Raw genomic sequence first — 26158 nt, 5'->3', positions numbered from 1 at the left:
ATCTGTTACTCCTCGTCTTCGGCGTCGTCAGATTTTTTAACGCTAGCACGCTTCTTCTTTTTGGAGAGATCCAGGCCAAAACGTTTAACAAGCATTTCGCAAATCTCGCTCGAACGGGCCTTGAGATAGCTGCCCTTGCCGTTCTCGGCATCGAACTTAAGGCGCAGCGCAAGCTTCTCGGCGATCTCGGCATCGATCTCGCCTTTGCCAAACTCGTACAGGCAGCCGAGCATATCGCGATACTCGAGGTCACCGTGGTAGCACTGGATGGCCTCGTCCAGGATGGGCCAAGCCTCGCGCGAACGCTCGACGCTCGTGGCACCCCACACACACAGCAGGCGGAAGGCGGCATAGCGCAGCGTGGAGGAAATCTCGTCAAACAGTGCGGTCTCGGCGCCCTCAAAGGCATCGCCCAGCTGGTCGGGGCAGGTGGTGGCGAGCGCCGCCAGGGCATCGAGGGCCTCCCAGCGAGTCTGAGCCTCGGGCCGGTCGAGCGCCTCGATCAGCGCGGGCACGCAGGGCACGACGCGCTGCGGATCGCGCTCGGCAAGCAGGTGCAGCACGCGGGCGGCAAACTGGCGGATACGGCGCGTGGGGCAGCCGAGCTCCTGGACCAAGCGGTCGACGGTGTTCTCGTTCTCCTCTGCCAGCTGAAGCTGTGCCAGCTCCTCGTCGGTGAGCTGTTCGTCTTTGTTTTCTGCCATAGTTACCTCTTCTTACTATTTCTTAGTGTGCCTGCCAGCACCCTTGCTGTCATCGGTGACCGAGATGAGCTGTCGGTCAGCCGCACCATTGCGACGCGCGCGGCGGCGCTCCTCGGCGTCGCCTGCGTCGGCGGCGGCGCGATGAGCCTGGTTGACGTTAAAGACCTCATCGTGCTTGCGCCACGGACCAACGGACTCGCCAAAGCTCATCTTAAGGCCGGCGATAAAGCCGCCAAGCCAGCCGATCGGCGCAAACTGCACCAGCGGGAGCAGCGAGAACACCCAGGTCAGCAGGACGACTACCGCCGCTCCTGCAAAGTTGGCAATCCAGTAGTCGCGCTTGGTGATGACGCGCTTTTCGCACGCCCACTGGCCGCACAAAAAGCCAATGTAGATCGCAAAGAGAAAGAGCACTAGCGCAAGCACCACGAACGTCCAGCTCATGGGCGCTACTCCTCGTGATGGTGGCCGCAGCAGCACTCGTGGCCGTCGTCATGCCCGTGGCCGCCGCAGCACTCGTGGTCCTCGCCATGGTGGTGGCCACAACCGCACTCGTGGTCGTCGCCATGCTCGCCGCAACCACAGCCTTCCTCGTGAGCACCATGCTCCTCGGGACGATACTGCGACCAGTCCAGACCGGCGGCAATGGCGTCGGCCTCCTCCTTATAGAGGACATTGATGGCCTGGGTACCCAGCTTGGCACCACCGATGGCGTCGAGCATATCATAGAGCGTAAAGGCCACGTCGGCGCCGGGCAGCGCAAGCTCGCGGTCGTCGGCATAGGCGAGCGCCAAGCGCAGGTCCTTGATGAAGTGCTCCACCATAAAACCGGGCTTGTAGTCGCCGTCGAGCGCCTTGGGCGCCAGGCTCTCCATGGCACCGGACTTGCCGGTGCCGCCCAGGATCATCTGACGGGTCTTCTCCATATCAAGGCCGCTCAGCTCGGCAAACGCCAGCGCATCGGCCATGCCGACCATGCAGGCGCCCAGCGACACCTGGTTGGCGAGCTTGGCAGCCTGGCCCTTGCCGGCGCCGTCGAAGCAGCAGATGGTTGCCGCAAAGGTGGAAAGGATATCGCGGACCGGGGCAATGTCGTTCTCGGTAGCGCCCACGATAGCCGTAAGCGTGCCGGCGATAGCACCCGACTCGCCGCCGGTGACGGGGCAGTCAAACGCCATGCGGCCGGAAACCTGGGCGGCCTCGGCAATGTCGCGCGCCAGCTCGGGCGAGCTCGTGGTGAGGTCGATCAGGACCGCACCGGGCTTAGTGCACGCGAGCAGACCGTCGCCCGCTAGGTAGAGCTCCTCGACCTCGGAGGGATAGCCCACCATGGTAAAGACGACGTCGGCGTTCGCCGCGGCATCTGCCGGCGTATCGGCCCAGACGGCACCGCGCTCAACAAGCGCTGCAGCCTTGGACTTGGTGCGGTTGTTGACCGTGACGGGATAGCCAGCGTCCAGAATGTGGCCGGCGATAGGGGCACCCATGATTCCGGTGCCGATAAATGCGACAGAGAGCTTGTTTGCCATGAAACCTTTCCTTTTGGGTTGGGTGTTATTACCAGGTTGAATACTCGTTGCCAGCGTTTGGGCTGTGAGTCGAGGGCGATTACGGACGCAGCGCTTGTCTACTGGCCGCGCACGCGGCGGGCGATGCGGTCGGAAAGCGACGCCTTGTCGGTGCGGTTCTTGCCCCAAAACGCGCAGGCCACCATGCCGGGGCCCACGTGCGAGCCGATGGTGGGGCCCACGGAGCTGCGAATGATCGTGACGTCGGCGCAGCCCTCCTCCTTGCGGATGGCGGCTTCGAGCCAGTCACCGTCCTTTTCGGCATCGGCCGTCATGATGGCGATGGGCATGGTGCGATCGGGCACGTAGTTCTCGCGGAACGACTTGAGGATGGACTTGAGCGCCTTCTTGCGGCCGCGGTTGACGCCGATCAGCGACAGCGAGCCGGCAAGGTCGTAGGAGAGCTCGGGCTTGACGTCGAGCTTTGCCGTGAGCTGCGCCGCCGCGGGCGGAATGCGGCCGCCGGCAGCCAGCGCATCGAAGCTCTCGAGCGTAAAGTAGCCGTGCACGTAGGTCTTGGCCTCGTTTGCCCAATCGACCAGCTGCTTGGCAGTCAGTCCCGCCGAACGCTGGCGCACGGCCTCAAGCGCCAGGAGCTCGCCGGTCGCGCAGGGCAGGGCGTTGTCGACCACGTAGAGCTCAAAGTTGGGATACTCGGCGCGCACGGCATCTGCCGCCTGGCACGCGGAGTTGTAGCTCGACGACAGCGCCGAGGTAAAGCACAGGTAAACCGTGGGCGTGCCCTCTTTGGCGCACTCGGTAAAGAACTCGATATAGCGACCGAGCGACACAGCCGAGGTGGACACGCGGGCACCGGCGCGCATGCGGTCGTAGAACTCCTTAGGGCTCATGCTCGACCAGATGTCGTCCGTGCGCTCCTCGCCATCGATAATGAAAGGGAAGCCCAAGATATCGACATCGAGGTTCGCGGCGACCTCGGGGTTAAAGTCGCAGCAGGTATCGACGACGATACGGCAACGGTCCGAATGACCGGCGGATGCGGCCTTGTCCATCAAAGCGACTCCTTACGTAAAAAAGGCGGCCACCCGCATGGGATGGCCGCCAACCGTTAACTCATGCAAGTTAACGTATTTTACTCGTCAAGTGTTTCGATGCGGGGCTTGATGATGCCATATCCACCATTCTTACGGTGATACACCACATTGATGAGGCCAGTCGTCGCGTTCTCGAACACGTAGAAGTCGTGGCCGAGCAGATCGGTCTGCACCAGCGCCTGCTCCTCAGTCATCGGGGTGACATCGATGACCTTCTCGCGGACGAGCAGGTCGTCGTCCTCCTCGGGCAGCAGCAGGTCGGCCAGATCCTCGACGCGCTCGACCGGTGCGACATCCGCGGCGCTGGCACCGCCCTGGCGGTTGTCCACAACCTTGGTCTTGAACTTGCGCAGCTGGCGGGTGACCTTATCGGCGGAGAGATCGATGGCGGCATACATATCTGCGCCGTGCTCGGCGACGCGAATCACAGAGCCGCGGGCACGAACCGTGACCTCGACGATTGCCGGGTTGGGGTTCGAGGGGTTCTTCTCATAACGAAGCACGACGTCGACTGTCATGGGCTCGATATCGAAAACCTTGAGCGCCTCGCCGATCTTCTCGTCCACATGCGCACGCAGAGCATCGGTTACCGTCGTCTTGCGTCCAGAAACCTTGATATCCATACGTGGCTCCAATCTGCCTCGGGGACTTACTGTACTGGCTATGTACCCATTGCCGTGCATTTAATCACCCGAATTCCCAAAGGCCCGAATAACGACTGCTTGATACCGCATACCGAAGTCTCGCACTTTTCCGCGGCAAAGTGCGCTATATGAGGGCGTCGGCGGAGTTGGTTTTTCTCCTGGAAATTGCCCTTGAGCTGCTGGTTTTATCAAAATTGAAAAGCCGGGCTCCCCTATGGGGGAGACCCGGTCATGCGTGTTGAAACCGTGAAGAAGCGCCTTGTTCAATGTATGGCAGGCGCCACCCCTACCAATAACTAGCTATTGAGCTTGTTGATGTCATCGTCGGTGATGGCGCCCTCCTGGCTAGACGACGGGCTGTCGCCGTTGTTATCGGAGGTGTCGCCATCGGAGGACTCGGTCTCGTTGGACGTAGATTCGGATGCCTGCACATTGGCCCCCGAAACAGTCTTGGCGGTAAGGTCATAGGGCATTTGGCCGTACCAGACGCAGTGGACCGCCTCGAGCGTGCCGTCGACCGTGATGTCGTCGAGGGCATCGCCCACGGCACGGCACAGCTCATCGTTAGAGCTAAGGCCTGCGACGCCAAGCGTGGAGGGCGTCTCGAGCGTACCGACACAGGAGATCTGGCTCATCAGGCGCGCGAGGTAACCACCGGCCGTGGAATCACAGATCACGTAATCGACCTCGCCCGACTCGAGTGCCTCGAAGCACTCGTTGATGTTGGAGAAGGTCTTTTGGTTGGCCGTGATGCCCTGCTTGGCGAGCGCTTCCTGCGAGGCCGAGAAGGTCTGAACGCCCAGGGTAGCGGTGTTAAGCATTTCGGTGGAAACGCTCAACGACTCGCCGTCACTGCTCTTGCCGAATACGGCGGGGGCGTCGTACAGACAGGTGCCAAGCGAGCTGATATCGCCGTCCGTAGAGCTGACGTCGCCAATGAAGATATCGGCCTTTTTATCGCTGAGCGCGGAATCGGCCGAGGACGCATCGACAAAAGCGACCTTGAGACCCATACGGCATGCGAGGGCACGAGCGGCATCGACCGCATAGCCCGTGAGGTTTCCGTCGGCATCCTGCATGGCTTGCGGGGCATCGGAAGTATCGAGGGCGACCGTCAGGGTTCCCGGCGTGACCAGGGCATCGTCCGATACCGTGGGGGTAACGGTCTCGCGCTCGATCTGGTCGATCGTGGGCGTCGTGAACGTGGACAGTGGATTGAACGCGCACCCACTCAGGCCCAAAACGGCAATGACCGCCGCGGTCCCAGCACCCAACCGAGCTGCATGCATCAAGCTGCCCCTCACCATGTCCGCTACCCTGCCTTCTGTGTCGTATACGATCCGTGCCCTGCACGGAATATCGGGTTGTTCCCACCAGCTGACCTGGTATTTGACCCCACACTTGCGCACCGGGGCGTTTGCTCGGGAGGCCGCAGCCACCTTCACGACTGGCCCGCTCGCCCGCGAGGCGGTATTGCCCCAAAGAAAGTAGAACGGACGGTGCGGCTTACATCTAGGACGCGCCATGATCGCGCCGCGCGCACGCGGTCGCTTACGTGGATCCCTTTGACCGCGTCTGTCTTGGACTTGGATGGGCGCATTGCCCGTCCGCAACCACAGCCTGGCGGGAACGTAGCGCATTATAGCTAAGTTCAAGCTAAAGTTTAAGGTTAGGTCGTCATTCGCACCGCGAGTACAGATTTCGCAGGTCGGAGCGGACCATTCGTGCCCCCATGAAGCCCGGAGCTCCCCTACGGGGAGCTCCGGGGTGCCCACCTCGGGGTGCCGTGGCCAAAAAATGGCAAATATGAGTACTGTTACCAATTTTGTAACAGGCAATTTTGGCCTCTCGGACAGATTTTGCGCTTAGTGTCGCCAATCTGATGCTTAGTTATTCTACATTTGTTTATTATCTTCTTTCTTTACGCCGCCTCCGAGTCCTAAATTCTTTGATTTTGCTGTTACTGATTTAGTGACAGTACTCATATTTGCCATTTTTTGGCCAGGGCATATGATTAACCCCCTATTTTCGACGCGAATTATATCGGTTTAAGCCCAAAACACGCCCGCAGCGTGTTAAGCAACGCCTCTTGCTTCTTCCTGCGGGCATCGACACGATTCCGGTACCGCTTTCGCATACGCTGGTGGATGCGCCATGCGAGTGCCTCCATTGCCTCCATGTCGCAAAGCATTTCGTTGTTGACCGTCGCGACCTCGATTCCCATAGTAATCAAGCCCGTGTTGCGTTTTTCATCATGGATACGTCCCCTCCGGGAGGAATGGCCCAGCTCACCGTTGTATTCCAGGTCAAACCGGGCTGCTTCCTGATACGCATCGCAAACTGCATGCGGCATCCCCGAGATTGCCTGCGCGCGGTCATCGAACTCAATCTTGTAGTCGGTCTTAAAAGGACCGCAGGCAAATCCACCATAGGAAAACGGAAGTGAAAACATGGCAAGCATGATGCACTCCATGGGTGAGCGCAGGTTTTCCGACAGATAGGGACACAGCCGCCGCAGTTGTTTGGCCGCACTCCCCTTGCATGTCGCAAGGTAATCTGCCAGGCGATCGGGCGTCAGCACCGGCTCGACTTCAAAGTAGCCCACGTCTGCCGGTTGGTCCTTGTCCTTTGCAAGTCTATTCGCAACAGGCGAGGTATAAGGAGGTAGATACTTCCCGCGATCGCTTAGTGAAATCTTGGAACACAGTTCCTGGGCCAGGGCAAACGCCTGGGTACAGCCGACCTCGCGGGCGATGGCAACACAAAGGGCCTCGGGAGATAGGCTGTACACCCCCGGTTCCACCTCTAGAATCGAGCCGGCAGGCAACCTGGAGCACACGGACCAGCCCACGCCAGGCATGCGGCGGCGCTGCGCCGCAGATCCCACCAGCAAGCACAGATCTTCTTGCACTTCGCCGCTTTTGGCTCCAATTCGCACCAGGTCGGGAAGATAGATATCCTCGGTCGAAGGCGATGACGTACACAGCACGCGGCGCTCTTCATCGGGATTGAGGTCCTTCCAGCCGATGTAGCCCATCTGCCGGCGCTCGGCTCGAATCAAGCGCAACGCCGAGGCGCCCGCCAGAATCACGGAAGCCGCTAGCTGCTCTTTTGTCGGTTTATTGCGCTGCCTGATTGTTACCGCCACACGAATCACCCCTACCAAACGCGTGCGATAGCGAGGCCATCGACGGCTTTGGCGCCGGCGCGCTTAAGCTCCGCCGAGGCTGCCGCCATTGTCGCGCCCGTGGTAATGACATCGTCGATGAGCAGCAGACGACAGCCACGTACATCCTCGACCGTCTCGTACATGTCCCGGGCATGTTCCCGGCGCTCGGCGCGACCGAGTTCGCGCTGGTCGCCATGACCGTATTTGACCAAGGCGTCCACCAATGGCACGCCCGAAAGATCGCAAAACGAGCGCGCGATTGCTTCCATGTGATCAAATCCACGCCGCCGATACGCCGCCGCAGTCGCGGGCACAAATACCACCGCGTCGGCACCGGACAGCACGCCGCCGTAACGGTCGGGTGCTGCTGCCTGGGCATGCAAGGCGGTGTCGTAGAGCAGCTCCGCCAGATACGGTGCCAGACGGCGCTCGCCCGCATCCTTGTATGCCTTGATGATGCGCGGCAACGGATGTGCATAGACAGCGCACGCCAGGCAGCGATCGAGGGCCTTAGCCGCTGCCGAAGACGCACCCTCGACCGAGCACTCGGTACACAGCAGGTCTCCAAACGGAGCGCCGCACCTCGTGCAGCTGTGGCGCGGATCGACAAGCGTGAGCGACGCCAGGCACTCATGACAAATAAGCGCACCGGCACGCTCGCAGCCGGCGCATCGCGTGGGCGAAAGAACCTCGAGTGCCTCATGCGCCGCGCGCTCGGCAAACGGTAGCAATTCATCCGCTAACGGCAAGATGCCGGCACTCCGTAAGCGGCTCAAACCATTCAGATAGTTATTTATGACAAAACCCTCCCTACGCTTGGGCGAAGGGAGGGCTGTCGATTCAGTGCCATGATACCCCGTTGCACTTGGGGTCAGACAAGTCGAATCCGCTTGCGGGCGCTATTCGCCGGCAGGCGGTTGCGGTGCGGACGAGGTGTGGGTCGAGCCTTCGCCACCATCCTGGCGCGGCTTGCGGGAACGGCGACGGCGGCGGCGCTTCTGACTCTGGTCGGCCGAGCCCTCGCCACTGCGATCCTCACGCGGTTCGCGCTCGTCGCGAGCACCGCCGCGCGAAGCCTTGGCGGCAGCTCCTCCGCCATCGCCGGGGCGACGGCGCGTGACCTTGACTTCACCATCCGAAACCTGATCGGCCACAGAAGGAACCGAGGGTTTCTGCTGCGTGCCCGAGGAATGGCGACGGCGCGGACGCGGCGCGCGCTCCTCCTCGCCACGTGGCCTGCCAGCCTTGTCGGCAGGCGCGTCGGAGGCCGAGACGCCCTTGGGAGCGGCACCGGCCTCGCGAGCGGCTGCGGCGCGGAAGGCGTCCTCGCGCTCCTCGCTCGACAGGTGGCGGCGACGACGGCGCGTGGGGTTCATGCCGCCGCCGCGGTTTTGCTGCTGGGGCTGCTGAGCCTCGCGCTCGCGAGAGGCGTTCTTGCCCGCGGTCTCGCCGTTGTCGACGGACGCCGCGCGCTTGCGGCGACGACGGCCGCCGGCCGCCTCCTCGGCCTCGGAAGCCTCGGCCTTGCCGCGGCCCTTTCCGCGGCCACGACCCTCGCCCTGGCCCTGACCGGCACAAGCATCGGATTCGGCATCGCGACGACGGCGCTTGGGCATCGACGTGCCGGCCAGACGGTCGGCACTCGACAGGCCATCGCCCACGTCGACGCCGTTCTCGCGATCGAGCTCCATGAGCGCCAGGCGCATCTCGGGCGACTCGATGCGCTCGAGCACATCGCGCGTCACGCAGTCGGGGCGGCAGCTGCAGCCCTGCTCGGCGGCCTTCTTTTTGCAGCCCTCCGAGCACGTCATATCGGCCAAGTTGACCTTAAAGACTTTACCGTTCTCCAGGCGCAGCACCAGCTGCTCACGCGGCGTGTCATATTCCTGGATACGCGCCTTGCCGAGCGGCGTATCGATGAGCGTCTTCTTTTTGGGCGCGCGGCTCTTAAAGTCCTTGTACGCCTCGAACTCATAGCGCAGGCAGCACATCAGGCGGCCGCACACGCCGCTGATCTTAGACGAATTGAGCGGCAGGTCCTGCTCTTTTGCCATGCGAATCGAGACGGGCTCAAACTGTCCGCCAAAGCGCGTGCAGCAGAGCTCCTGTCCGCATTGGGCATAGCCGCCCACCAAGCGGGTCTCGTCGCGCACGCCAATCTGGCGCATGTCAACGCGAATGTGCAGCGTCGAGGACAGGTCCTTGACGAGCTGACGAAAATCGACGCGCTCCTCGGCCGCAAAGTAGAACACGGCTTTCTCGCCGCCAAACAGGTATTCGACACCCACCGGCTTCATCTCGAGGTCGAGATCTTTGACCAGACGGCGGAAATCGACCATGGCCTCATCGCCCTGGATGGCCAGGTCGTCGGCAAGCTGCAGGTCGATATCGCTCGCCACACGCAGCACGGGCTTGAGCGGCTGACCGATCTCGTCTTGCGGCACCTCGAAGGGATCGGCCGTGACCAGGCCGATCTCGGTTCCGCGCTCGGTGGAGCAAATGGCATAATCGGCCTCGAGGATATCCAGATCCTGCGGGTCAAACCACAGGTCGCGCGAGGCGTAGGTAAACTTAACGGGTACGACTAACGGCATTTCAGTGCCTTCCTGATATCGAACAGCATGACCTCGATGGCCAGCTGGGGAGTAACGTTTCTGGCAATGTTGCGCTCGGCGGTCGCGACCGCCTCGAGCGCCCGGGTGGCACCCGCAACATTCGTCGCGGCGGCAAGCCGCCCGATCGTGTCGCGCACGTCCGCGTTCACAATGTCTGCCGCCTCATCCTGAAGCGTCAGCAGCACGTCGCGCATGAGCGTCCGCGCGCTCGCCAGCGCTTCCATGATACCCGAACGCTCGCGCGCATTGAGTTCGCGCTTGTTGCGGTCCTCAAGCTGCTTCAATGCTCCACGCGACAGATAATCGGCGTTTTGCTCGAGCACCTTTTCCTGCGTGGACTTGACCTCGGCGAGCGGAGCCTTAACGGCGACGATGAGCGACTTGGCGCGGCTGAGTACATCGGCCTCGTCGGCGGCGATGAGCGAATCGATGGCGCGGATCATCTGGCGGCGAGCATCCTGGCGCTCGGCGCTCTTAAGGAACTCGATGCCGCGCGTGGGGCTCCCCGCCACGGCGACCGCCATGCGACAGCGTGCGAGATCCTGGCCCGTCGCGCGGCTCACGGCCTTCGTGGCCACGGCGGGCGACACCAGCCGAAACGGCACGCACTGGCAGCGGCTCACGATGGTGGGCAACATCACGTCTGCCGAGGTGCCCAGCAAGATAAACATAACGCCCTCGGGCGGCTCCTCGAGCGTCTTGAGCAGTGCGTTGGCGGTGTTGGCGCGCAGCTGCTCGGCACGGTCGATGATGTAGACCTTGGCCTTGGCACGGATGGGCGCCAGCGGCACGTCGTCGAGCAGTTCGCGGGTCTGGGCGATGAGGTAGCCCGTGGCGCTCTCGGGCGTGTAATAGTGCACGTCGGGGTGCGTATGGCGGGCGACACGCACACAGCTATCGCATGAGCCGCAGCCGTCCTGCTCGCACAGGAAGGCTTGGGCGAGCGCCCAGGCGGCATCGAGCTTGCCGGCACCGGGAGCGCCCAAAAACAGGTAGGCGTGCGATGCGCGGCCGCTGGCGACGGCGTTGGTCAAAAAATCGCGTACGCGCTCTTGGGTGTCGAGCTTGGCCAGCAGGCTTGCCTGAGCGGGGGCCATGTTACTCGGCCTCCTGGGCAAGCGTGGCGGTGACGGCGTCCTGGGAAATGTCGAGACCGTACGCGCGAACCTGCTCGACCGTCTGCGCGAAGACGTCCTCGATGGAAGCGGTGGCGTCGATGAGCTTCACGCGATCTGGCTCCTCGGCGGCAATGGCACTAAATCCCTGGTAAACGCGCTCCTGGAACGCCATGCCCTTGGCCTCCATGCGGTCGACCGCACCACGGGCGGACATGCGCAGCGCCGCCTGCTCGGGCGTGATGTGATAGACGAGCGTGAGCGCCGGGTGCGTCCCCGCGACAGCAAGGTTGTTGGCGTCGCGTACCATCTGGCGATCGAGGCCGTCGGCAAACGCCTGGTAGCAGGTCGTGGAATCATAGAAGCGGTCACACAGGACCACCTTGCCGGCCGCAAGGGCGGGAGCTATGACCTCGTGCACCAGCTGGGCGCGTGCGGCCTCGTAGAGCAGCAGCTCGCAGGTATCCCCCATCGCCGTATTGGCGGGGTCGAGCAGCAGGGCACGGATCTTTTCACTAATGGCGGTACCACCCGGCTCACGCAGGGTCACGACCTGGTAGCCAGCGAGCTCGAGCGCACGGGCCAGCAGGCGCGCCTGCGTGGACTTACCGGCACCATCGACGCCCTCGAGCGTGATAAAGCTATGTTGAGCGGGCTCAAAAGCCATGGGCGCAGTCCCTTCCTACAAGGCGCGTAAATGCAGATATATCAACCAAATCATGATACCCCAGGGGCAGGCGCACCCCAAATCCAACCTAGTCATTGGGGACGTTCTTAATTGACTGGTCGTTTAAGAACGTCCCCAATGACTAAAGGTGCCTTTCCAAAGTTGCGGTGAAATAGGGGCTGACTGAAGCTCTAAGACCGCCAAACAGTCCCTATTTCACCGCAACTTATGATGGGGAATTTTGGATGCTTGGTATAATCGTCGTATGGCATTGAAATGTGGCGAAAGGAGTGGCAATGTCTCGGTATTGCGTCTCGTGCGGCAAGCTTCTTGCAGATAATGCCAAGTTCTGCACCTCGTGCGGTGCACCCGTTGAGCAAACAGCCGCGAGCGATAGCCAGCCCGCTTTTGAGCAGACCGGGCCCTTTGATACGCCGCAAGCCAAGGCGGACGATCCCCTCGCTTATCGCCCCGACCCCGCCGCAAGCCCCGCGGCCGTCGAGACCACGCAGTGCATACCCGTCACGAGCGGCTCGCACCAACAGCAGCCGGCTCCCGCATACGCGCCTGCTTCGCCACAGACCCCCGCTCCCAAAAAGAGCGGCACCGGGGCGCTTGTCGCCGTTATCGTTGCGCTGGTGGCAATCATCATCGCCCTGGTCATCTTCTTTGTGATCAAACCGTTCGACAACTCCGCCACGCAGACGACTGCCGAGGTTACCAAGCTGCACCACGATGTTGACGATGATGACCTCAAGCCCCTCGGCGACCCCAATAGCCTTTACGACGATGACGATGACGACGAGGACGAGGCTGGCGGCGAAGCAACCCTCTCCGAGCAGAACCTCTACCGTCGCCTGAGCGAATACTACGACCTGCTCGAGGACCTCGATAGCCAGGTCCGCGCCTGCGCGCAGGCCTTCAATGGTAGCTATCTGGAAGAAGATCGCACCACCCGTCAAAATCTCGCCGACGTCGCCGAGCGCACGGAGGAGACCATCGAGCAGTATTACGATATCGTCGAGGACCTGGACGTCCCCATGAGCTCCAAGAACTACCACTCCTGGAAAGACATCATTGCCCTGTATGACGACCTTGATCACCGCATCGACGCGATCTGCGATGCCTGGGAGATCAGCCTAAAGTACGCAAAGCCCTCGGACCATAAGGACGAAATCGTGGCGCCGCTGGCACGCGACAACGAGCCGGGAACCAGCAGCAACAAGTATCGCTTGGACTTTGAGGACCGCTATCCCAGCGCCAAACCCGTCGAGGTGAACTAGCGTTTTGTCGTTCCCGAGCTGGCAGTTAGGGACGTTCCTAAACTGCCGGTAGAAAAGGAACGTCCCTAACTGCCGAACAATAAACGGGCGAGGATCATGGGACCCTCGCCCGTTTTTGTTTTGGGCAATGTTTCGGCTGCGCCGCTACTTGCTGGCGGCCGCCTTCTTTGTGGTCGTCTTTTTCGCGGCAGCCTTCTTGGCAGTCGTCTTCTTTGCCGCCGTGGCCTTCTTTGCCGTGCTCGCCTTAGTCGTGGTCTTGCGGCCGCGGGCGGGCTTCTTCTCCTTGGTCGGGCAGTCCATGTTCACGCAGATGCGCCACGGACCGCGCGCCGTGTTGACCACCACGATGGGAGCGCCGCACTCGGGGCAGGTCTCGCCCGTCGCCCCGAGTTTGCCACGCGCCGGCAGCGGATAGCTCACGCCGCAATCGTCATAGTTGGTGCAGCGGATAAAGCGCTTGCCGCTCTTCTCGCTCTTGTGCGCAATCAGATCGCCATGGCGTCCGGCCTCGGCGCACACCTTGCACTCGCCCACCTTAAGGTCGGGCTCGTAATTGGTGGGACACGTGGGGTTCACGCAGATCTCGAAAGCCTTCTGGCGGAACGGCTGGCACTTAATGCGCGGTGCGCCGCATTCGGGACACACGGCAGCCTCGCCCTCGAGCGGGCTCACCTTGACGCCGCTCGGCACCGGATAGGTCACGTCGCAGTCGGGCCAGCCCATGCAGCCGATAAAGCTGCCGCGGGTCTTGGCGCTCGTCTTCATAACCAGATCCTTGCCGCACTTGGGACAAGCGCCCACGCGCGCATCGGCCGTGACGGCATCGCTGATGGCGTCGCCCAGCTCCTGCGTATGCTTGAGCAGCTCATCGAGCACGCCGGCCAGCAGCGCGCGCGAGTGCGTCACGACATGCTCTTCGGTATCTTCGCCGCGCTCCACGCGGGTCATGTCGCCGTCGAGCTCGCTGGTCATATCGGGGCTCGTGATACGCGGGGCAAACTGCGACAGTGCATCGATGATGGCGATACCCAGCTGACTCGGCTCCACGGGATCGTTTTTGAGGTAGCGCACGGCGTACAGGCGCTCGATGATGCTCGCGCGCGTGGACTTGGTGCCCAGGCCGCGCTTTTCCATCTCCTGCACGAGCTTGCCCTGGCTGTAGCGTGCGGGCGGCTCGGTCTGCTTGGCCTCGAGCTTAATGTCGAACACGTCGACCGTATCGCCCTGCTCCAGCGGCGGCATCTGCTCGTCGCGCTTAAGGCCGTACGGATAGGCCTCGCGGAAGCCAGGGGTCACGAGCACGTCGCCCGAGGCCACGAACGGCTCGCCGTTCACGTCGAGCTCGAGCTTGGTGTTCTCGATGGTGGCGGGGCCCATAAGCGTCGCCAGGAAGCGGCGAGCGATGAGGTCGTAGAGCTTGCGCTGGCCACCGTCGAGCGTGGACGGATCGCCCTCGCCCGTGGGGTAGATAGGCGGGTGGTCGGTGGTCTCGACCTTGCCGCGCGTGGGCTTCATGGGACCGGCGAGCACCTTTTTGCATACGGGCGCCAGCGCCGGGTTGATCTTTGCCAGGTCACTCACCACGGCGCCCAGATCGAGCGTCGCGGGGTACACGGTGTTGTCGACACGCGGATAGCTGATAAGACCCGCCATGTAGAGGGACTCGGCGATGCGCATGGTGCGTGCGGGCGAGATGCCCTCGGCCGCAGCGGCAGCCTGCAGCGAGGTGGTCGCAAACGGCGTGGGCGGCTGCTGCTTGCGCGAGCGCTTGGTCACCGCAGCGACGGTTGCCGTCGCAACGCCGTCGACATGGCCGTACGCCATCTCGGCAGCATCCTTGTCGGTAAAACGCGCCGTCTTGTGCGCGATCTTAAAGCGGTCGTCCTCGGCAGCAGCCTGCGCGGCAGCCATGCCGCGAATCTGCCAGTAGTCCTCGGGCACAAACGCCATGCGCTCGCGCTCGCGCTCGACCACCAAGGCGAGCGTCGGGGTCTGCACGCGGCCGGCAGAACGCACGTTGCCAAAGCCGCCAAACTTGGCGAGCGTCAGGTAGCGCGTGAGCACCGCACCCCAAATGAGGTCGATGTGCTGACGACTCTCGCCGGCATCGGCCAGGTTCTGGTCGAGCGAGACGAGGTTATCGAAGGCGTGCGTGATCTCGGCCTTGGTAAACGAAGAGTATTGGGCGCGGGCAACCGGCAAGTCCGGCGCAACCTCGCGCACCTTGTTGAGAGCGTCCGAGCCGATCAGCTCGCCCTCGCGGTCGAAGTCCGTGGCGATGATGACGCTGTCGGACTTTTTAGCGAGGTTCTTGAGCGAGCGAATGAGCTCCTTCTCGGCCGGCAGCTTGATGACGGGCGCCCAGGTGAGGTAAGGCAGGCTCTCGAGCTTCCAACCCTTGATGGAGATGCCATCGGCAAGGAACGGCTTGCGCTTGGTGTCATAGGGCGGACGCGCCAGGCCATCGGGTATGTCGGCCGGCAGCATCTCGCCGTCCTCGGTGACCGAATACCAACCCAGCTTTTTATCGAACAGCACGCTGTCGCAAAAATCGGGCGCAAGGATGTGACCGGCAAGGCCGATTGTCACGCACTCCTCGCCCTTCCACTCAAAACGGTAGATGGCGGTGTTGTACACCTTGTCCTTTTTGGGCTTGCCCGTGGAAAGACGCTCGGCAATCTGGCGCGCGGCGTCGTTTTTCTCGGCGATGATGAGCTTCAAAAGAGGCTCCTATCTCGTGTGTCTGCGGCTGCGCCCGCACGTACGACGGCCGACTTACGCCCTTGTTTGTTCGATCTGCCCGATGAGCCAATCGCACCAGGCATCCATGCCCTCGCCCTTGCGTGCGCTCACGGCAAACCGCGGCGCCTGCGGATTGAGGTCATCGAGTGTCTTAGTATACCTATCCATGTCAAAATCGAAAGCCGGGGCCACATCGACCTTGTTGAGCAGCTGTGCGCCAGCGTGCTGGAAGATGCCCGGGTACTTAATGGGCTTGTCGTCGCCCTCGGGCACCGAGAGAATCATGATGGACAGGTTCTCGCCCAGGTCAAAGTCGACCGGACAGACCAGATTGCCCACGTTTTCGATAAAGATAACATCGATGTTTTGAAGGCCCACTGCCTGGTCGAACGCGTCAACGGCCTTCATGATCATGTTGCCCTCGAGGTGGCACAGACCGCCCGTGTTGATCTGAATGGCGGGCATGCCGGCTTCCTTCATGGTGATGGCGTCGACATCCGAGGCGATATCGCCCTCGATGACGGCACAGCGCAGGCCGGCTTTGTCGCGCAGGCGCTCGTTGGTGCCCAGAATCGTGGTGGTCTTACCAGAGCCGGGACTCGACAGCACATTGATCACATAGGTGCCTGTCTCTTTGAATCGCTGGCGCAGCTGATCTGCCAGGCGCTCATTGCGCGACAGAATCGGCGATGCGATATCAATAGTTTTCTCGGCCATACTCGGCACTCCTTACTTCTACCATTTATACCCCGTCCCCAAATGGCAGGCTGGTTAATTGTCGGGGGTTTCGATCTCGATGCTGGCGATGTCGAGCTCACGGCCGTGCAGCAGGCGCACGTTGGTGCCGCCACACTGAGGACAGCGGCAATGGAAGCGGTCGTGCTCAAAGACCTCGCGGCAGTCCAGGCACTCGCTTTGTGGATGGACTTCCTCCACGGCAAGCTCGCAGCCGCGCGTGAGCATGTCCTCGTCGCGAAACGTCTCCCACGCAAAGTCGAGCGCCTCACGCACAACTTCGGTCATATCCCCAATGCGCAGCGTTACCAAAACAGCGCGCGAGGCCCCCGCCCCACGCGCCGCGCGAATCACTGTATCGAGTATGCCGTTGACAATGCCAACCTCGTGCATACGGATTTACTCCTCGTCGTCGTCCTCGTCGTCGTTCGAGAACAGATCCAGACGGCTCACAAACAAGCCCTCCTTGCCATCGCGCGCGGTAATGACCACGCGGGCGATGGCGAGCGAAATCTCGTAGAGCGAGAGCAGGGCGCCATACATGAGACCCAGCGTAACGGGCGAGCCGTCGGGCGTAATCACAGCCGAGCCCGCAAGCAGGCCAACGTATACGTAACGCCAGGCACCGCGGAAGGCCGCATAGGACACGATATGGAAGACAGACAGGTAGAAGATGATGAGCGGCAGCTCAAACGCCACGCCAAAGCCGATCATAAAGAGCAGCTCCATGTTGACGTAGTTCTCCAGATCGGGCAGCGCCGTAGCGACGGCCGAGGTTTCGCCGATGAGCCACTCAAAGCCCGCAGGGATGATGATGAAGTAGCAAAAGATTGCGCCCAGGAAGAACAGCACCGTCGAGGCGAGCACCGTGGGCACAACCCATTTGCGCTCGTTGGGGCGAAGCGCCGGCAGGAAAAACGCCAGAATCTGCCAAATGATCATAGGCGTGCACATGACAACGGCCATCTTGAGAGCCAGCGAAAAGCGCAGACCAAAGCCGCCGAGCGTGGTGGTGATGTAGAACTTACCGTCCGGCACAAAGGAGCGGATGGGGTCTTCCAGGATGTCGAGCACCACGGGCGTGGCGAAATACAGCACGATGGCGGCGGCAAAGACTGACACGACCACGATGGTCAGGCGACGACGGAGCTCACCCAGATGATCGAAGAGCGGCATGCGCGCAGGTCCGATAGGCATTACTCATCGCCTCCCTTCGGGGCATGGGCGGCAGCGGCGTCGTCCTCGGCCTCGAGCTCGCGAGCGAGCTGGTCGACGACGGCCTTGCGCTTGCGGGGACGACGGGCGTAGAGGTCAGCCGTCGTGGGCTCTGCCGGCTCGGGCTCGGGCTCCGGCTCTGCAGCAGGCTCGGGCTCGACGGCGGCAGCGGCAGACTCGGCGCCCTCAGCCTCACCAGCAGCACCTTCGTCCTCGTCAGCACCCTCACTCGCGGCCTTCTCGGCGGCAAGGCGGGCACGGCGCTCGGCAAAGGTCTCCTTCTTTGCGGGCGCGGCCGTCTCGACGGCATCCTCGTCCGCATCGGAATCGTCGTCGACGGCAGCCTTCTTGGGCTTGACCGGAGCCGAAGCGGCCTCGCTTACCGGATCGATAATCTCGGACTGAACAACAGCCGTCATCTTTTCCTGCGTCTCGCGGAACTGACGGATGGCACGGCCGATCGTGCGGCCCATCTGCGGGAGCTTATCCGGGCCAAACAGCAAAAAGCCGAAGACCACGATGATCGCGAGCTCACCCTCTCCAATACCAAACACACATACCTCCAAGGCTCGATGTGAGTCGAGCCCGCACCGCGCCATTCGGCCGGAACTCGTCTATTCATTCGGTCAAGTATAGCGCCCGGACGTCAAAACATCCGAGCGCATCACAAACATATACCAAACGGCACGCCCTTTTTGGGGCAGGGCTTATGCCGCCGTAATTGAAATCTCCTGGTCGACACCCAGCAACTGAACCACGCGCATCACCGGGGGCTGCACGTTGACGCAGCCAAACCGCTTGTCGTGATCGGCTGCGTGGTGCGCGGCGCCCACAAGTACGCCAATACCTGTCGAGTCGATATAGCTCACCTGGGCAAAGTCGAGCTCAACGGCCTCGGTGGGCTGCTCGAGCGCCAAGTCGATGGCGTTACGCAAGCTGTCGGCGTTAGAGATATCAATCTCACCGGTCACCCTGATGGTGTAGAGCTCCGGCGTGGGGTTGGTGGAAATACCCAAATCCATGTATACGCTCCTTTGCGTATCGAGAGTGCGGATGGTACTGGACGCGGATTTGCGGGGCCCTACGCGTTAGGCGCGCTCGGCACGAGCAAGCTCGGCAGCGACAAGCTTGACGGCCAGCACCAGCACGTCGAGTGCGGCCTCCAGGTCCTCGACCGTGGGATAACTCGGCGCGATGCGGATGTTGGTGTCGCGCGGATCCTTGCCATAAGGCCAGGTGGCACCTGCCGGCGTGAGCTTGACACCCAGGTCGGCGCAAAGCGCGGCGACCTTTTGGGCCGAGCCCTCGGGGCCATCAAAGCTCACAAAGTAGCCGCCGCGGGGATGCGTCCAAGTAGCGCAACCCGTATCGCCCAGGCCCTCAGTGAGCTTGCGCTCGACGGCCTCAAAGCGCGGACGCAAGAACTCGGCATGCTTTTTCATGTGCTTCTTGACCGCCTCGATGGTGGGAAGGAAGCGCACGTGGCGTAGCTGGTTGAGCTTGTCGGCGCTGATAAGACCGGCCTTCAGGCGCTTGGAGAACTCCGCGATGACCGCGGGACTCGCACCGATAAAGCCGATGCCCGCGCCCGGGAAGGTGATCTTGGACGTCGAGGCGAATGCCACCACGCGGTCCTCGGTACCCGCCGCGCGGGCAAGATCGAAGATGTTGGCGAGCTCGTCGGTCTCGTCGTACAGGTCGTGCACGCAGTAGGCGTTGTCCCAAAAGATGCGAAAATCGGGCGCGGCCGTGGGCATCTCGACCAAGCGGCGCACGGTGTCCTCGCTAAAGGTGATGCCCGTGGGGTTGGAATACTTGGGCACGCACCAGATGCCCTTGATGGAGTCGTCGGCGGCAACCAGGCGCTCTACCTCGTCCATGTCGGGGCCGCTGCCGGTCATCGCGACGGGGACGTTCTCGATACCCAGGTCGGCGGTGATGCCAAAATGACGGTCGTAGCCGGGAACCGGGCACAGGAACTTGACCTTCTTACCGTCGTGCGCGGCCTCATAAGCCTCCCAAGGCTCGCTGCCGCACGAGCCGCAGCGCCAGAACATACCGGCGATATCGTGCTCGATCAAAAGGCTCGACGAACCCAGTACGAGTGTCTGATCGGCGGGGCAACCCAGGAACTCCCCCGCCAGCTTGCGTGCCGAGGGGATGCCCTCAAAGCAGCCGTAGTTGGAGCAGTCGACGTTACCGTCGTGCAGATCGGCGTCGGCATTGAGGATATCGAGCATGGGGCGCGAGATGTCCACCTGGGAGGGCGACGGCTTGCCGCGCGCCATGTCGAGCGCCAGGCCCTTGGCCTTGACCTCGGCAACCTCGGCTTTGAGCGCCTCGATGGCGGCATCGAGTTCGGTGGTTTCCATCTTCTGGTAGATCGTCTGCATGGGTGCGACCTTTCGCAAAGCGGGACGTTGCAGTTTGTCTAAGTATAGACCGCTACCGCCGCAACGGTATGAAGCCGTGATAGATTAAGTCCATCGCAATGAATTACGATATCCACCGTATGACCCGTATAGCCGCATGGCACATCCAAGGAGGCAGTATGGAATACGGCTCTTTTCAAGCCGAGGAGTTCGGAGACCTGCAGCGTCTGGTCGACGGCTTGTTTTATGGCCGTAAGGCCATTGACCGCCTGGATCTAATCGTTCAGGCGGAGATCTTGGACCTGGCGCCCGATCTCATGGAAATCGTGAATCTTTTGCCGCCCGGCCACTACGACCGCCAATCGCTTTGCGACCAGCTTAACTCGGCCCTTGCCGCCCACGGCTGGGGCGCCGTCTACGGCACCGTGGAATAAAAATGGCAAATAAATGAAACGCCGTTTGTGACAGTGCTCACAAACGGCGTTTTTTCACACGAGGGCATCCGGGGCATGTCCGGCCCCGGTTTTCGCGCTCCTACTCGTCCTTGGGCGAAGGGTGCTTGCAGACCACGCTCATGTAGACCATGCCCAGCACGGCCGCGGTAACAGAACCGGCAAGAATGGCGGCCTTGGCGGCCAGAACCTCGAACTGGGCCGTCGGGAAGGCGAGGCCGCTGATGAGGATCGACATGGTAAAGCCGATGCCACCCAAAATGCCCACGCCGGCGATCATATGCCAGTTAACGTTATGAGGCAGCTCGCAAGCCTTAAGCTTGACCAGGGCAAACGTCACGCCAAAGATACCGATCGGCTTACCCAGCAGCATGCCAAAGTACACGCCGAGGGTCACCGGGTCGGTAAGCAGCACGCTCATGTCCACGCCCACAAGGCGAACCTGCGCGTTGACAAACGCAAAGATCGGCAGGATCACAAAGTTGACCGGCGTGGAGATCAGGCGCTCCATGCGGATGAGCGGCGGGGTCACACGGTGCATGACACGCTCGACCTTGGTGGTCGAAAGGGTAAAGTCGTGCTGGCCCAGGATGTGCGCCTCGTCGTCGTAACGGTCGTCGAGCAACGGCAGGTACTCGCCTAGCCAATCGGTAAGGCTATCGAGCTTAACACCGCACTTGGCCGGGATGGTGAAGGCCAGGATGACACCGGCAAGCGTGGCGTGCACGCCGCTCTTAAACATACAAAACCACAGCAGCAGACCAAGCACCGAGTACGGGGCAAGGCGATAATGCTGAGTCTTGTTGAGCCACACAAGTGCGCAGGTCACAACTGCAGCGGCACCCAGCCAAAACGGACTGGGGCTCTGGCCGTAGAAAATGGCGATGGCGGCGATGGAGATGAGGTCGTCGGCGATGGCGAGCGTCGAGAAGAACACGCGCACGCCGTTGGGCACGCGGTTGCCCAAAAGCGACAGCACGCCCAGCGCAAAGGCAATATCGGTTGCCATGGGGATGGCCCAACCGTTGCGGGCGCCGGCATGGTTAAAGATCAGGTAGATGCAGGCGGGAACGACGACGCCGCCCACGGCTGCCAGCATGGGAAGCATGGCCTGACGCGGATTCTTGAGCTCGCCGACCGTCATCTCGTACTTAAGCTCAATGCCCACCAACAAAAAGAAGATCGCCATGAGAAAGTCGTTGACGAAAAGCTCGACGGTAAGGCCAGCCGCAAGGTTGCCCAGACCCACATACAGCGGGGTCTCCAAAAAGTGATGGATAGCCTCGTAGACATCGGTGTTGGCGCAGATAACGGCGGCGATGGCGGCGATGACCATGACGGCGGCGGAAATCGTGCCGTTCTCGGCGATGCGCTCCCAGATGTCATGACGTTCAAAGCGCTTGCGCTCACGAACGTTGAACAGCTGCTCAGTTGCTGCCATGGGCGGCTCCTTTCACGGGAAAGCTCCCGTCTTAAAAAAGCACGGCCCGCCCAAGTGGCGGCACCGCGCTCCAACGTATTACGCTTGCATCTAGCCTACCCTGCACGACAAGCACGCAGGCGTGGCCGAAAAGCGGAACCACAGGTTGAACATTATTTGCCCAACGGTACGGGCGCCCCTGTCCAATAGGGGACGCGGTCCCGCGCACAAAAAACGACCGGAGCGCGGGGCGTCCGCGGTCCGGTCGTAGCAGGCTACAAAACCTAGCAGGCGGCCATGATGGGGGCAGCGACCTGCTTCTTACGGGAGAGGACGCCCGGCATCCAGACGCCGTCGTGCTCGTCGGCAATGCCCAGGCCCTTCTGAGCGGCCTCGGTCTCGCCCTCGAGCAGGACCTGCGAGCCCTCCTCCATGATGTCGGTGATGCACAGGACGATGCCGTCGGCACCCTTCTCGGCGGCGTAGGCGCGCATGGCCTCGCGGATCTCGTCGATCATGCCGAGCGCACGGCTCTTGTCGACGGTCTCGTACTGGCCGATGAGCAGCTTCTTGCCGGCGGGCTCGAACATCTTGATGTCGTTGCCGACCATCTCGGCTGCGGTGAAGGAGCCGGACGGACGGGTGAGGAAGACCTCCATGCCAAACTTGACCGGGTCGACGCCCACCTGCTCGCCGAGCTTGGCGGCGACGGCGCGGTCGACATCGGTGGTGGTGGGGCTCTTGAGCATGAGCGTGTCGGTCATCATGGCCGAGAGCAGCAGCTTGGCCTGAACGTCGGAAAGCTCAACGCCGAGCACGCCGGCGAGCTTAGTGACGATGGTGCAGCTGGAACCCCAGGGCAGGCAGATGTAGTGCAGCGGGCCGGCGCTCTCAAAGTCGCCGATGCGGTGATGGTCAACGACGCCAAAGACCGTGGCGTCCTTAAGGCCGGCGACGGACTGGGCGGACTCGTTGTGGTCGGTGAGAACGACAAGCTGGCCGGCCTCGACGGACTCAATCATGCGGGGCTCGGCAATGCCGGCGTCTGCGAGCAGCTTGGCGGACTCTGCCGGAAGCTGACCAAGAGCGCAGACCTCATAGGTGTTGCCGGCATACTCAACCTGGTTGAGCAGCTGAGACAGAACGACGGCGCTCATGATGGCGTCGTTATCGGGGTTCTGGTGACCAAAGACAAGAACGTTTGCCATGGGTATCCTCCACTTGGTATGTGTACTTAGACGTAGCTATGGTAGCACGCTGGCAGCTGGCCTTTGGGGACGGAAGGGCCACGGCATATTTTGTGGCAGGTATGGGGGCCAAGGCTGTCCCTTTTGCACCATGTTGGTGCAAAGTAACCTGGCCCCCTTGCACCAGCTATTTGCCGGCAGCGCGCAGGGCTACGTAGGCAGAACCGATGATGCCGGCGTCGTTTCCGAGCGAGGCAACCTTAATGGGCGTCTCGCGCGAGGCGGAAAGCGCGTAGCGCTGGAAGTACTCGCGAACCTTATCGAGGTAGACATCGGCCGAGGCGGAGGCGCCGCCGCCGATCAGGAACATCTCGGGATCGACCACGTTGGCAATAAGCGCCAGGGCGCGGCCGAGATAGTCGGCCATGGTATCGGCCGCGGCCAGCGCGAGCTTATCACCCTCGCGGCAGGCTTGGAACACGTCCTTGGAATCGGAGGGGCCGGTGAGCTCGATGGGCTCGACGCCCGCCTTCTTGCACTCGGCAAGGTAGTTGCTCACCACGCCGGTGGCGCTGGAATACTGCTCCAGGTGGCCATGGCCACCGCAGCCGCAAGTGCGCTCCTCAGCCGGATTCAGGCACATATGGCCAATCTCGCCGCCGGCGCCCACAACACCCGACACCACATCGCCGTTGACGATAACGCCGCCGCCCACGCCGGTACCGATGGTGACCATCACCACATTCTGCACGTCCTTGGCAGAACCGAGCCAAGCCTCGCCCATGGCAGCGGCGTTGGCATCGTTCTCGTACTTAACGACCGCATCGGGGCAGTGCTCCTGAATGGCGATCTTCAACTCGGGCAGGTTAATGGCAATGTTGGCCTTGACCTTGGCATCGCCCGCTGCCGGAATGGGGCACGGAACAGCAAGGCCAATGCCCGCCACAAAGGCGCGCGGAATCTGTGCCTTGGCGACCACCTGGTCGATAGCCTCGGTCACCGCGGCAAAGCCCGCAGCGTCAACGATGGGAGGCGTGGGCACGCTGACCTTCGCAAGCAGGTTGCCATCCCCGTCGAACAGGCCCTCCTTAACCGAAGTGCCGCCGACGTCGATGCCGATGTAGTACTGCTTAGGTTCCATAGGGGCCCGCCTTTCTCGTTTAAACATTGTCTGTATGGTACCGCTCCCAAGGCAAAAACCTACCAAAAAGGGACAGGTTTGTTTTGGTAGGTTTTATCTGGGGAAATGCAGAATACAGGATTCGGTTCGCTGGGTGCTAAATCGGTTCGGCCCCGTCCTCGGACCGATTAGATTTCTCAACACGACATTATTCGAATGTATATTTATTTAGAGCGCTTTTATTTTTAGCGCAAAGCGACTTTTAGTAATATATCTATCGAACTTTTCAATGACTCAATAGGGATACTTAGGTGTTGAGTATACTTTCTTTTATACTCAATCAAGTTGGAAAGGAGGTTCCATGATTCCCAAATACGAGGCGATAGCTGCAGATATTCGTCGAAGTATTGAGGATGGCGCTCTTAAACCAGGCGACAAGCTTCCCACCGTCGTTGAGTTCTGCGAGCTCTATAGCGTTTCCAAAATCACCGTCAAACGAGCTATCGAGCAAATCACCGAGGAAGGTCTTGTTACCAGCCGTCGTGGATCGGGTACCTACGTTAAGGACACGGCGGGGCTTCCCGGCCAAGCGTTTTTCCAGGGCAAAAACGACCGTGCCCAGGGCTTTTCGTATGAGCACCGCGGGGAGAAGGTGACCTCGGTGGTCTATGATTTCTCGATTGTTAATCCACCAGCGAACATCGCAGCCCAGCTGGGAATTGCCGAGGATGACTTTGCCTATCACATCGTGCGCGTGCGTCAGGCCGATGAGAAGCCCATCGTTATCGAGTACACCTACATGCCCCTCGAGCTGATTCCGGGCCTTAAAAAGAAGGACCTGTACGGATCGGTCTACCGCTTTGTCCGCGAGCAATGTGGGCTGAAGATCTCGAGCTTCCACCGTACCATTCGCGCCGTGGCAGCAACCGAGGAAGAAGCCGAGCGCCTGGACACCAAACCTGGCTCTCCCCTACTCGAGCTCAACCAGATTGGCTTTTTGGACAGCGGCGCGGCCTTTGAGTATTCGGTCTCGCGCAACGTTGGCGACCGCTTTGAGTTGCACAACGTAACGTTGGCATAGGTTTTTGTAGTCATGCGGGCGCTCGTTTTGAGCTGTTTGTGCAACGCCCGCGCAACACAATGGGGTATGAATATGTCCGATTTGATTAAACTGACGCCGATCTTCCACGAGAAGATCTGGGGCGGCCGCCAGCTCGAAACCGTATTTGGCTACGACATTCCCGATGGACCCATCGGTGAGTGTTGGGCCATCTCGGCCCACCCCAACGGCGACTGCCAGATTGCGGAGGGCCCGTATGCCGGCCACACGCTGTCGTGGCTGTGGGCCGAGCACCGCGAGCTCTTTGGCAGGTGCGAGGGCAAGGAGTTCCCGCTGCTCGTTAAGATTCTGGACGCCAAGGACGACCTTTCGATCCAGATTCATCCCAACGACGAGTACGCCGCCAAGCACGAGAACGGCAGCCTGGGCAAAACCGAGTGCTGGTATGTGCTGGACTGCGAGCCCGGCGCCACGATCATCGTCGGCCAGCGCGCGCATGACCGCGCCGAGGCCGCACAGATGATCGAGGGGGGCCGTTGGGACGACATGCTCAACGTGCTGCCGATCCACAAGGGCGACTTTTTCCAGATTGATTCCGGTACCGTGCACGCCATCAAGACCGGTACGCTCATTTTGGAGACGCAGCAGTCAAGCGACGTGACATATCGCCTGTACGACTACGACCGTCCCGGCACCGACGGCAAACTGCGTCTGCTGCACATTGAGCAGAGCCTCGACTGCATCGACTTTGATGCTCAGGCTCCGACCGACGGCACGGTGGCCGCACCCGAGGTGAACGGCGTAACCGAGCTCGAGTCTAACTCCTGCTACACCGTCGATCGCGTACGCGTCGACGGCAGCAAGACCTTGGAGCAGCGCTGGCCCTTCATGTGCCTGTCGGTCATCGACGGCGAAGGCACCATCTGCGGCGACCCCGTCCACAAGGGAAGCCATCTGCTGGCACCCAGCACCGTCAGCTCCATCGACCTCGAAGGCCAGATGGAACTGATCGTCTCGCACCTGTAAGTTACCGGT

Annotated in this window: 25 protein-coding genes; 4 read left to right on the top strand and 21 right to left on the bottom strand. The window is 61.5% G+C overall.

Annotated elements, in window-relative coordinates:
• Positions 1-5: 5 nt before the first annotated feature.
• The 11 genes from ACTQXM_RS04820 to tmk all read right to left on the bottom strand — a co-directional run bounded on the left by ACTQXM_RS04820 (position 6) and on the right by tmk (position 11537).
• On the bottom strand, positions 6-704 hold the full coding sequence (locus ACTQXM_RS04820) for a hypothetical protein (protein WP_427718960.1): 699 nt from the start codon (positions 702-704) through the stop codon (positions 6-8).
• Between the two features lie 15 nt (positions 705-719).
• Entirely contained in the window at positions 720-1148 is a 429-nt protein-coding gene (locus ACTQXM_RS04815; RefSeq protein ID WP_441537206.1) for a hypothetical protein, read from the bottom strand.
• Between the two features lie 5 nt (positions 1149-1153).
• Positions 1154-2233, bottom strand: a complete 1080-nt coding sequence (locus ACTQXM_RS04810; protein WP_427718955.1) for an NAD(P)-binding domain-containing protein — start codon at positions 2231-2233, stop codon at positions 1154-1156.
• A 98-nt stretch (positions 2234-2331) separates the two neighbouring features.
• Positions 2332-3285, bottom strand: a complete 954-nt coding sequence (locus tag ACTQXM_RS04805; protein WP_427718953.1) for a DegV family protein — start codon at positions 3283-3285, stop codon at positions 2332-2334.
• Positions 3286-3365: 80 nt separating this feature from the next.
• Entirely contained in the window at positions 3366-3950 is a 585-nt protein-coding gene (gene hpf, locus ACTQXM_RS04800; protein ID WP_055285508.1) for a ribosome hibernation-promoting factor, HPF/YfiA family, read from the bottom strand.
• 317 nt (positions 3951-4267) lie between these two features.
• A complete protein-coding gene (locus tag ACTQXM_RS04795; RefSeq protein WP_441537215.1) occupies positions 4268-5260 on the bottom strand; it encodes a substrate-binding periplasmic protein in 993 nt (330 codons plus the stop codon).
• A gap of 749 nt (positions 5261-6009) precedes the next feature.
• Positions 6010-7128 carry a hypothetical protein gene (locus ACTQXM_RS04790; protein ID WP_441547614.1) on the bottom strand — a complete coding sequence of 373 codons (1119 nt, stop codon included), beginning with the start codon at positions 7126-7128 and terminating at the stop codon, positions 6010-6012.
• Positions 7129-7130: 2 nt separating this feature from the next.
• Entirely contained in the window at positions 7131-7889 is a 759-nt protein-coding gene (locus ACTQXM_RS04785) for a ComF family protein (protein WP_441537204.1), read from the bottom strand.
• A 150-nt stretch (positions 7890-8039) separates the two neighbouring features.
• Positions 8040-9734 (bottom strand): PSP1 domain-containing protein, encoded by a 1695-nt coding sequence (locus tag ACTQXM_RS04780; RefSeq protein ID WP_441031314.1) that lies wholly within the window; start codon positions 9732-9734, stop codon positions 8040-8042.
• Positions 9725-10852, bottom strand: a complete 1128-nt coding sequence (locus ACTQXM_RS04775) for a DNA polymerase III subunit (protein ID WP_441537203.1) — start codon at positions 10850-10852, stop codon at positions 9725-9727. Before ACTQXM_RS04775 ends, ACTQXM_RS04780 begins: the two co-directional genes overlap by 10 nt.
• 1 nt (position 10853) lies before the next feature.
• Positions 10854-11537 carry a dTMP kinase gene (gene tmk, locus ACTQXM_RS04770; protein WP_427747986.1) on the bottom strand — a complete coding sequence of 228 codons (684 nt, stop codon included), beginning with the start codon at positions 11535-11537 and terminating at the stop codon, positions 10854-10856.
• Positions 11538-11833: 296 nt separating this feature from the next.
• Between tmk and ACTQXM_RS04765 the strand changes: the two genes are divergently transcribed.
• Positions 11834-12820 (top strand): zinc-ribbon domain-containing protein, encoded by a 987-nt coding sequence (locus ACTQXM_RS04765; RefSeq protein ID WP_441537202.1) that lies wholly within the window; start codon positions 11834-11836, stop codon positions 12818-12820.
• Positions 12821-12964: 144 nt separating this feature from the next.
• On the opposite strand, the gene ACTQXM_RS04760 is transcribed toward ACTQXM_RS04765, so the two are convergent.
• From ACTQXM_RS04760 to ACTQXM_RS04730, 7 genes are all read right to left on the bottom strand, one after another.
• Complete coding sequence (locus tag ACTQXM_RS04760; RefSeq protein ID WP_441537201.1) at positions 12965-15541, bottom strand: DNA topoisomerase I; 2577 nt, start codon at positions 15539-15541, stop codon at positions 12965-12967.
• A 54-nt stretch (positions 15542-15595) separates the two neighbouring features.
• Complete coding sequence (hypB, locus tag ACTQXM_RS04755) at positions 15596-16279, bottom strand: hydrogenase nickel incorporation protein HypB (RefSeq protein WP_441048704.1); 684 nt, start codon at positions 16277-16279, stop codon at positions 15596-15598.
• 54 nt (positions 16280-16333) lie between these two features.
• Positions 16334-16690 carry a hydrogenase maturation nickel metallochaperone HypA gene (gene hypA / locus ACTQXM_RS04750; protein WP_152068469.1) on the bottom strand — a complete coding sequence of 119 codons (357 nt, stop codon included), beginning with the start codon at positions 16688-16690 and terminating at the stop codon, positions 16334-16336.
• A gap of 6 nt (positions 16691-16696) precedes the next feature.
• Positions 16697-17494: a twin-arginine translocase subunit TatC gene (gene tatC, locus ACTQXM_RS04745; RefSeq protein WP_427718932.1), complete on the bottom strand. Its 798-nt coding sequence runs from the start codon at positions 17492-17494 to the stop codon at positions 16697-16699.
• Positions 17494-18066, bottom strand: a complete 573-nt coding sequence (locus tag ACTQXM_RS04740; protein WP_441537200.1) for a twin-arginine translocase TatA/TatE family subunit — start codon at positions 18064-18066, stop codon at positions 17494-17496. The genes tatC and ACTQXM_RS04740 overlap by 1 nt, the downstream gene beginning before the upstream one ends.
• Positions 18067-18219: 153 nt before the next feature.
• Complete coding sequence (locus ACTQXM_RS04735) at positions 18220-18534, bottom strand: STAS domain-containing protein (RefSeq protein WP_154515032.1); 315 nt, start codon at positions 18532-18534, stop codon at positions 18220-18222.
• 66 nt (positions 18535-18600) lie between these two features.
• A complete protein-coding gene (locus tag ACTQXM_RS04730; RefSeq protein WP_441537199.1) occupies positions 18601-19905 on the bottom strand; it encodes an aminotransferase class I/II-fold pyridoxal phosphate-dependent enzyme in 1305 nt (434 codons plus the stop codon).
• Between the two features lie 158 nt (positions 19906-20063).
• On the opposite strand from ACTQXM_RS04730, the gene ACTQXM_RS04725 reads away from it, so the two are divergent.
• Entirely contained in the window at positions 20064-20318 is a 255-nt protein-coding gene (locus ACTQXM_RS04725; protein ID WP_441537198.1) for a hypothetical protein, read from the top strand.
• Positions 20319-20418: 100 nt separating this feature from the next.
• Here the strand turns inward: ACTQXM_RS04725 and nhaA are convergent, their stop codons facing one another.
• The 3 genes from nhaA to ACTQXM_RS04710 all read right to left on the bottom strand — a co-directional run bounded on the left by nhaA (position 20419) and on the right by ACTQXM_RS04710 (position 24084).
• Positions 20419-21777, bottom strand: coding sequence for a Na+/H+ antiporter NhaA (gene nhaA / locus ACTQXM_RS04720; protein WP_441537197.1), 1359 nt, complete (start codon positions 21775-21777; stop codon positions 20419-20421).
• A gap of 263 nt (positions 21778-22040) precedes the next feature.
• A complete protein-coding gene (locus ACTQXM_RS04715; protein WP_441016085.1) occupies positions 22041-22964 on the bottom strand; it encodes a manganese-dependent inorganic pyrophosphatase in 924 nt (307 codons plus the stop codon).
• A gap of 166 nt (positions 22965-23130) precedes the next feature.
• On the bottom strand, positions 23131-24084 hold the full coding sequence (locus tag ACTQXM_RS04710) for an ROK family protein (RefSeq protein ID WP_427728539.1): 954 nt from the start codon (positions 24082-24084) through the stop codon (positions 23131-23133).
• A gap of 340 nt (positions 24085-24424) precedes the next feature.
• On the opposite strand from ACTQXM_RS04710, the gene ACTQXM_RS04705 reads away from it, so the two are divergent.
• Together ACTQXM_RS04705 and manA are read left to right on the top strand one after the other, a co-directional pair.
• A complete protein-coding gene (locus tag ACTQXM_RS04705; protein WP_441537196.1) occupies positions 24425-25144 on the top strand; it encodes a GntR family transcriptional regulator in 720 nt (239 codons plus the stop codon).
• Between the two features lie 72 nt (positions 25145-25216).
• A complete protein-coding gene (gene manA, locus ACTQXM_RS04700) occupies positions 25217-26149 on the top strand; it encodes a mannose-6-phosphate isomerase, class I (RefSeq protein ID WP_441537195.1) in 933 nt (310 codons plus the stop codon).
• Positions 26150-26158: the final 9 nt, after the last annotated feature.

The sequence above is a fragment of the Collinsella sp. LCP19S3_D3 genome, from assembly GCF_052121455.1.
Taxonomy (GTDB): domain Bacteria; phylum Actinomycetota; class Coriobacteriia; order Coriobacteriales; family Coriobacteriaceae; genus Collinsella.
The sequence above is the reverse complement of the archived record's forward strand: the minus strand, read 5'-3'. Positions and strand labels throughout refer to the sequence as shown.

Coding starts and splice junctions, on each gene's coding strand:
- ACTQXM_RS04820 (WP_427718960.1), bottom strand. CDS start 704: ATGGCAGAAAACAAAGACGAACAGCTCACCGACGAGGAGCTGGCACAG.
- ACTQXM_RS04815 (WP_441537206.1), bottom strand. CDS start 1,148: ATGAGCTGGACGTTCGTGGTGCTTGCGCTAGTGCTCTTTCTCTTTGCG.
- ACTQXM_RS04810 (WP_427718955.1), bottom strand. CDS start 2,233: ATGGCAAACAAGCTCTCTGTCGCATTTATCGGCACCGGAATCATGGGT.
- ACTQXM_RS04805 (WP_427718953.1), bottom strand. CDS start 3,285: ATGGACAAGGCCGCATCCGCCGGTCATTCGGACCGTTGCCGTATCGTC.
- hpf (WP_055285508.1), bottom strand. CDS start 3,950: ATGGATATCAAGGTTTCTGGACGCAAGACGACGGTAACCGATGCTCTG.
- ACTQXM_RS04795 (WP_441537215.1), bottom strand. CDS start 5,260: ATGCATGCAGCTCGGTTGGGTGCTGGGACCGCGGCGGTCATTGCCGTT.
- ACTQXM_RS04780 (WP_441031314.1), bottom strand. CDS start 9,734: ATGCCGTTAGTCGTACCCGTTAAGTTTACCTACGCCTCGCGCGACCTG.
- ACTQXM_RS04775 (WP_441537203.1), bottom strand. CDS start 10,852: ATGGCCCCCGCTCAGGCAAGCCTGCTGGCCAAGCTCGACACCCAAGAG.
- tmk (WP_427747986.1), bottom strand. CDS start 11,537: ATGGCTTTTGAGCCCGCTCAACATAGCTTTATCACGCTCGAGGGCGTC.
- ACTQXM_RS04765 (WP_441537202.1), top strand. CDS start 11,834: ATGTCTCGGTATTGCGTCTCGTGCGGCAAGCTTCTTGCAGATAATGCC.
- hypB (WP_441048704.1), bottom strand. CDS start 16,279: ATGGCCGAGAAAACTATTGATATCGCATCGCCGATTCTGTCGCGCAAT.
- hypA (WP_152068469.1), bottom strand. CDS start 16,690: ATGCACGAGGTTGGCATTGTCAACGGCATACTCGATACAGTGATTCGC.
- tatC (WP_427718932.1), bottom strand. CDS start 17,494: ATGCCTATCGGACCTGCGCGCATGCCGCTCTTCGATCATCTGGGTGAG.
- ACTQXM_RS04735 (WP_154515032.1), bottom strand. CDS start 18,534: ATGGATTTGGGTATTTCCACCAACCCCACGCCGGAGCTCTACACCATC.
- ACTQXM_RS04730 (WP_441537199.1), bottom strand. CDS start 19,905: ATGCAGACGATCTACCAGAAGATGGAAACCACCGAACTCGATGCCGCC.
- ACTQXM_RS04725 (WP_441537198.1), top strand. CDS start 20,064: ATGGAATACGGCTCTTTTCAAGCCGAGGAGTTCGGAGACCTGCAGCGT.
- nhaA (WP_441537197.1), bottom strand. CDS start 21,777: ATGGCAGCAACTGAGCAGCTGTTCAACGTTCGTGAGCGCAAGCGCTTT.
- ACTQXM_RS04715 (WP_441016085.1), bottom strand. CDS start 22,964: ATGGCAAACGTTCTTGTCTTTGGTCACCAGAACCCCGATAACGACGCC.
- ACTQXM_RS04710 (WP_427728539.1), bottom strand. CDS start 24,084: ATGGAACCTAAGCAGTACTACATCGGCATCGACGTCGGCGGCACTTCG.
- ACTQXM_RS04705 (WP_441537196.1), top strand. CDS start 24,425: ATGATTCCCAAATACGAGGCGATAGCTGCAGATATTCGTCGAAGTATT.
- manA (WP_441537195.1), top strand. CDS start 25,217: ATGTCCGATTTGATTAAACTGACGCCGATCTTCCACGAGAAGATCTGG.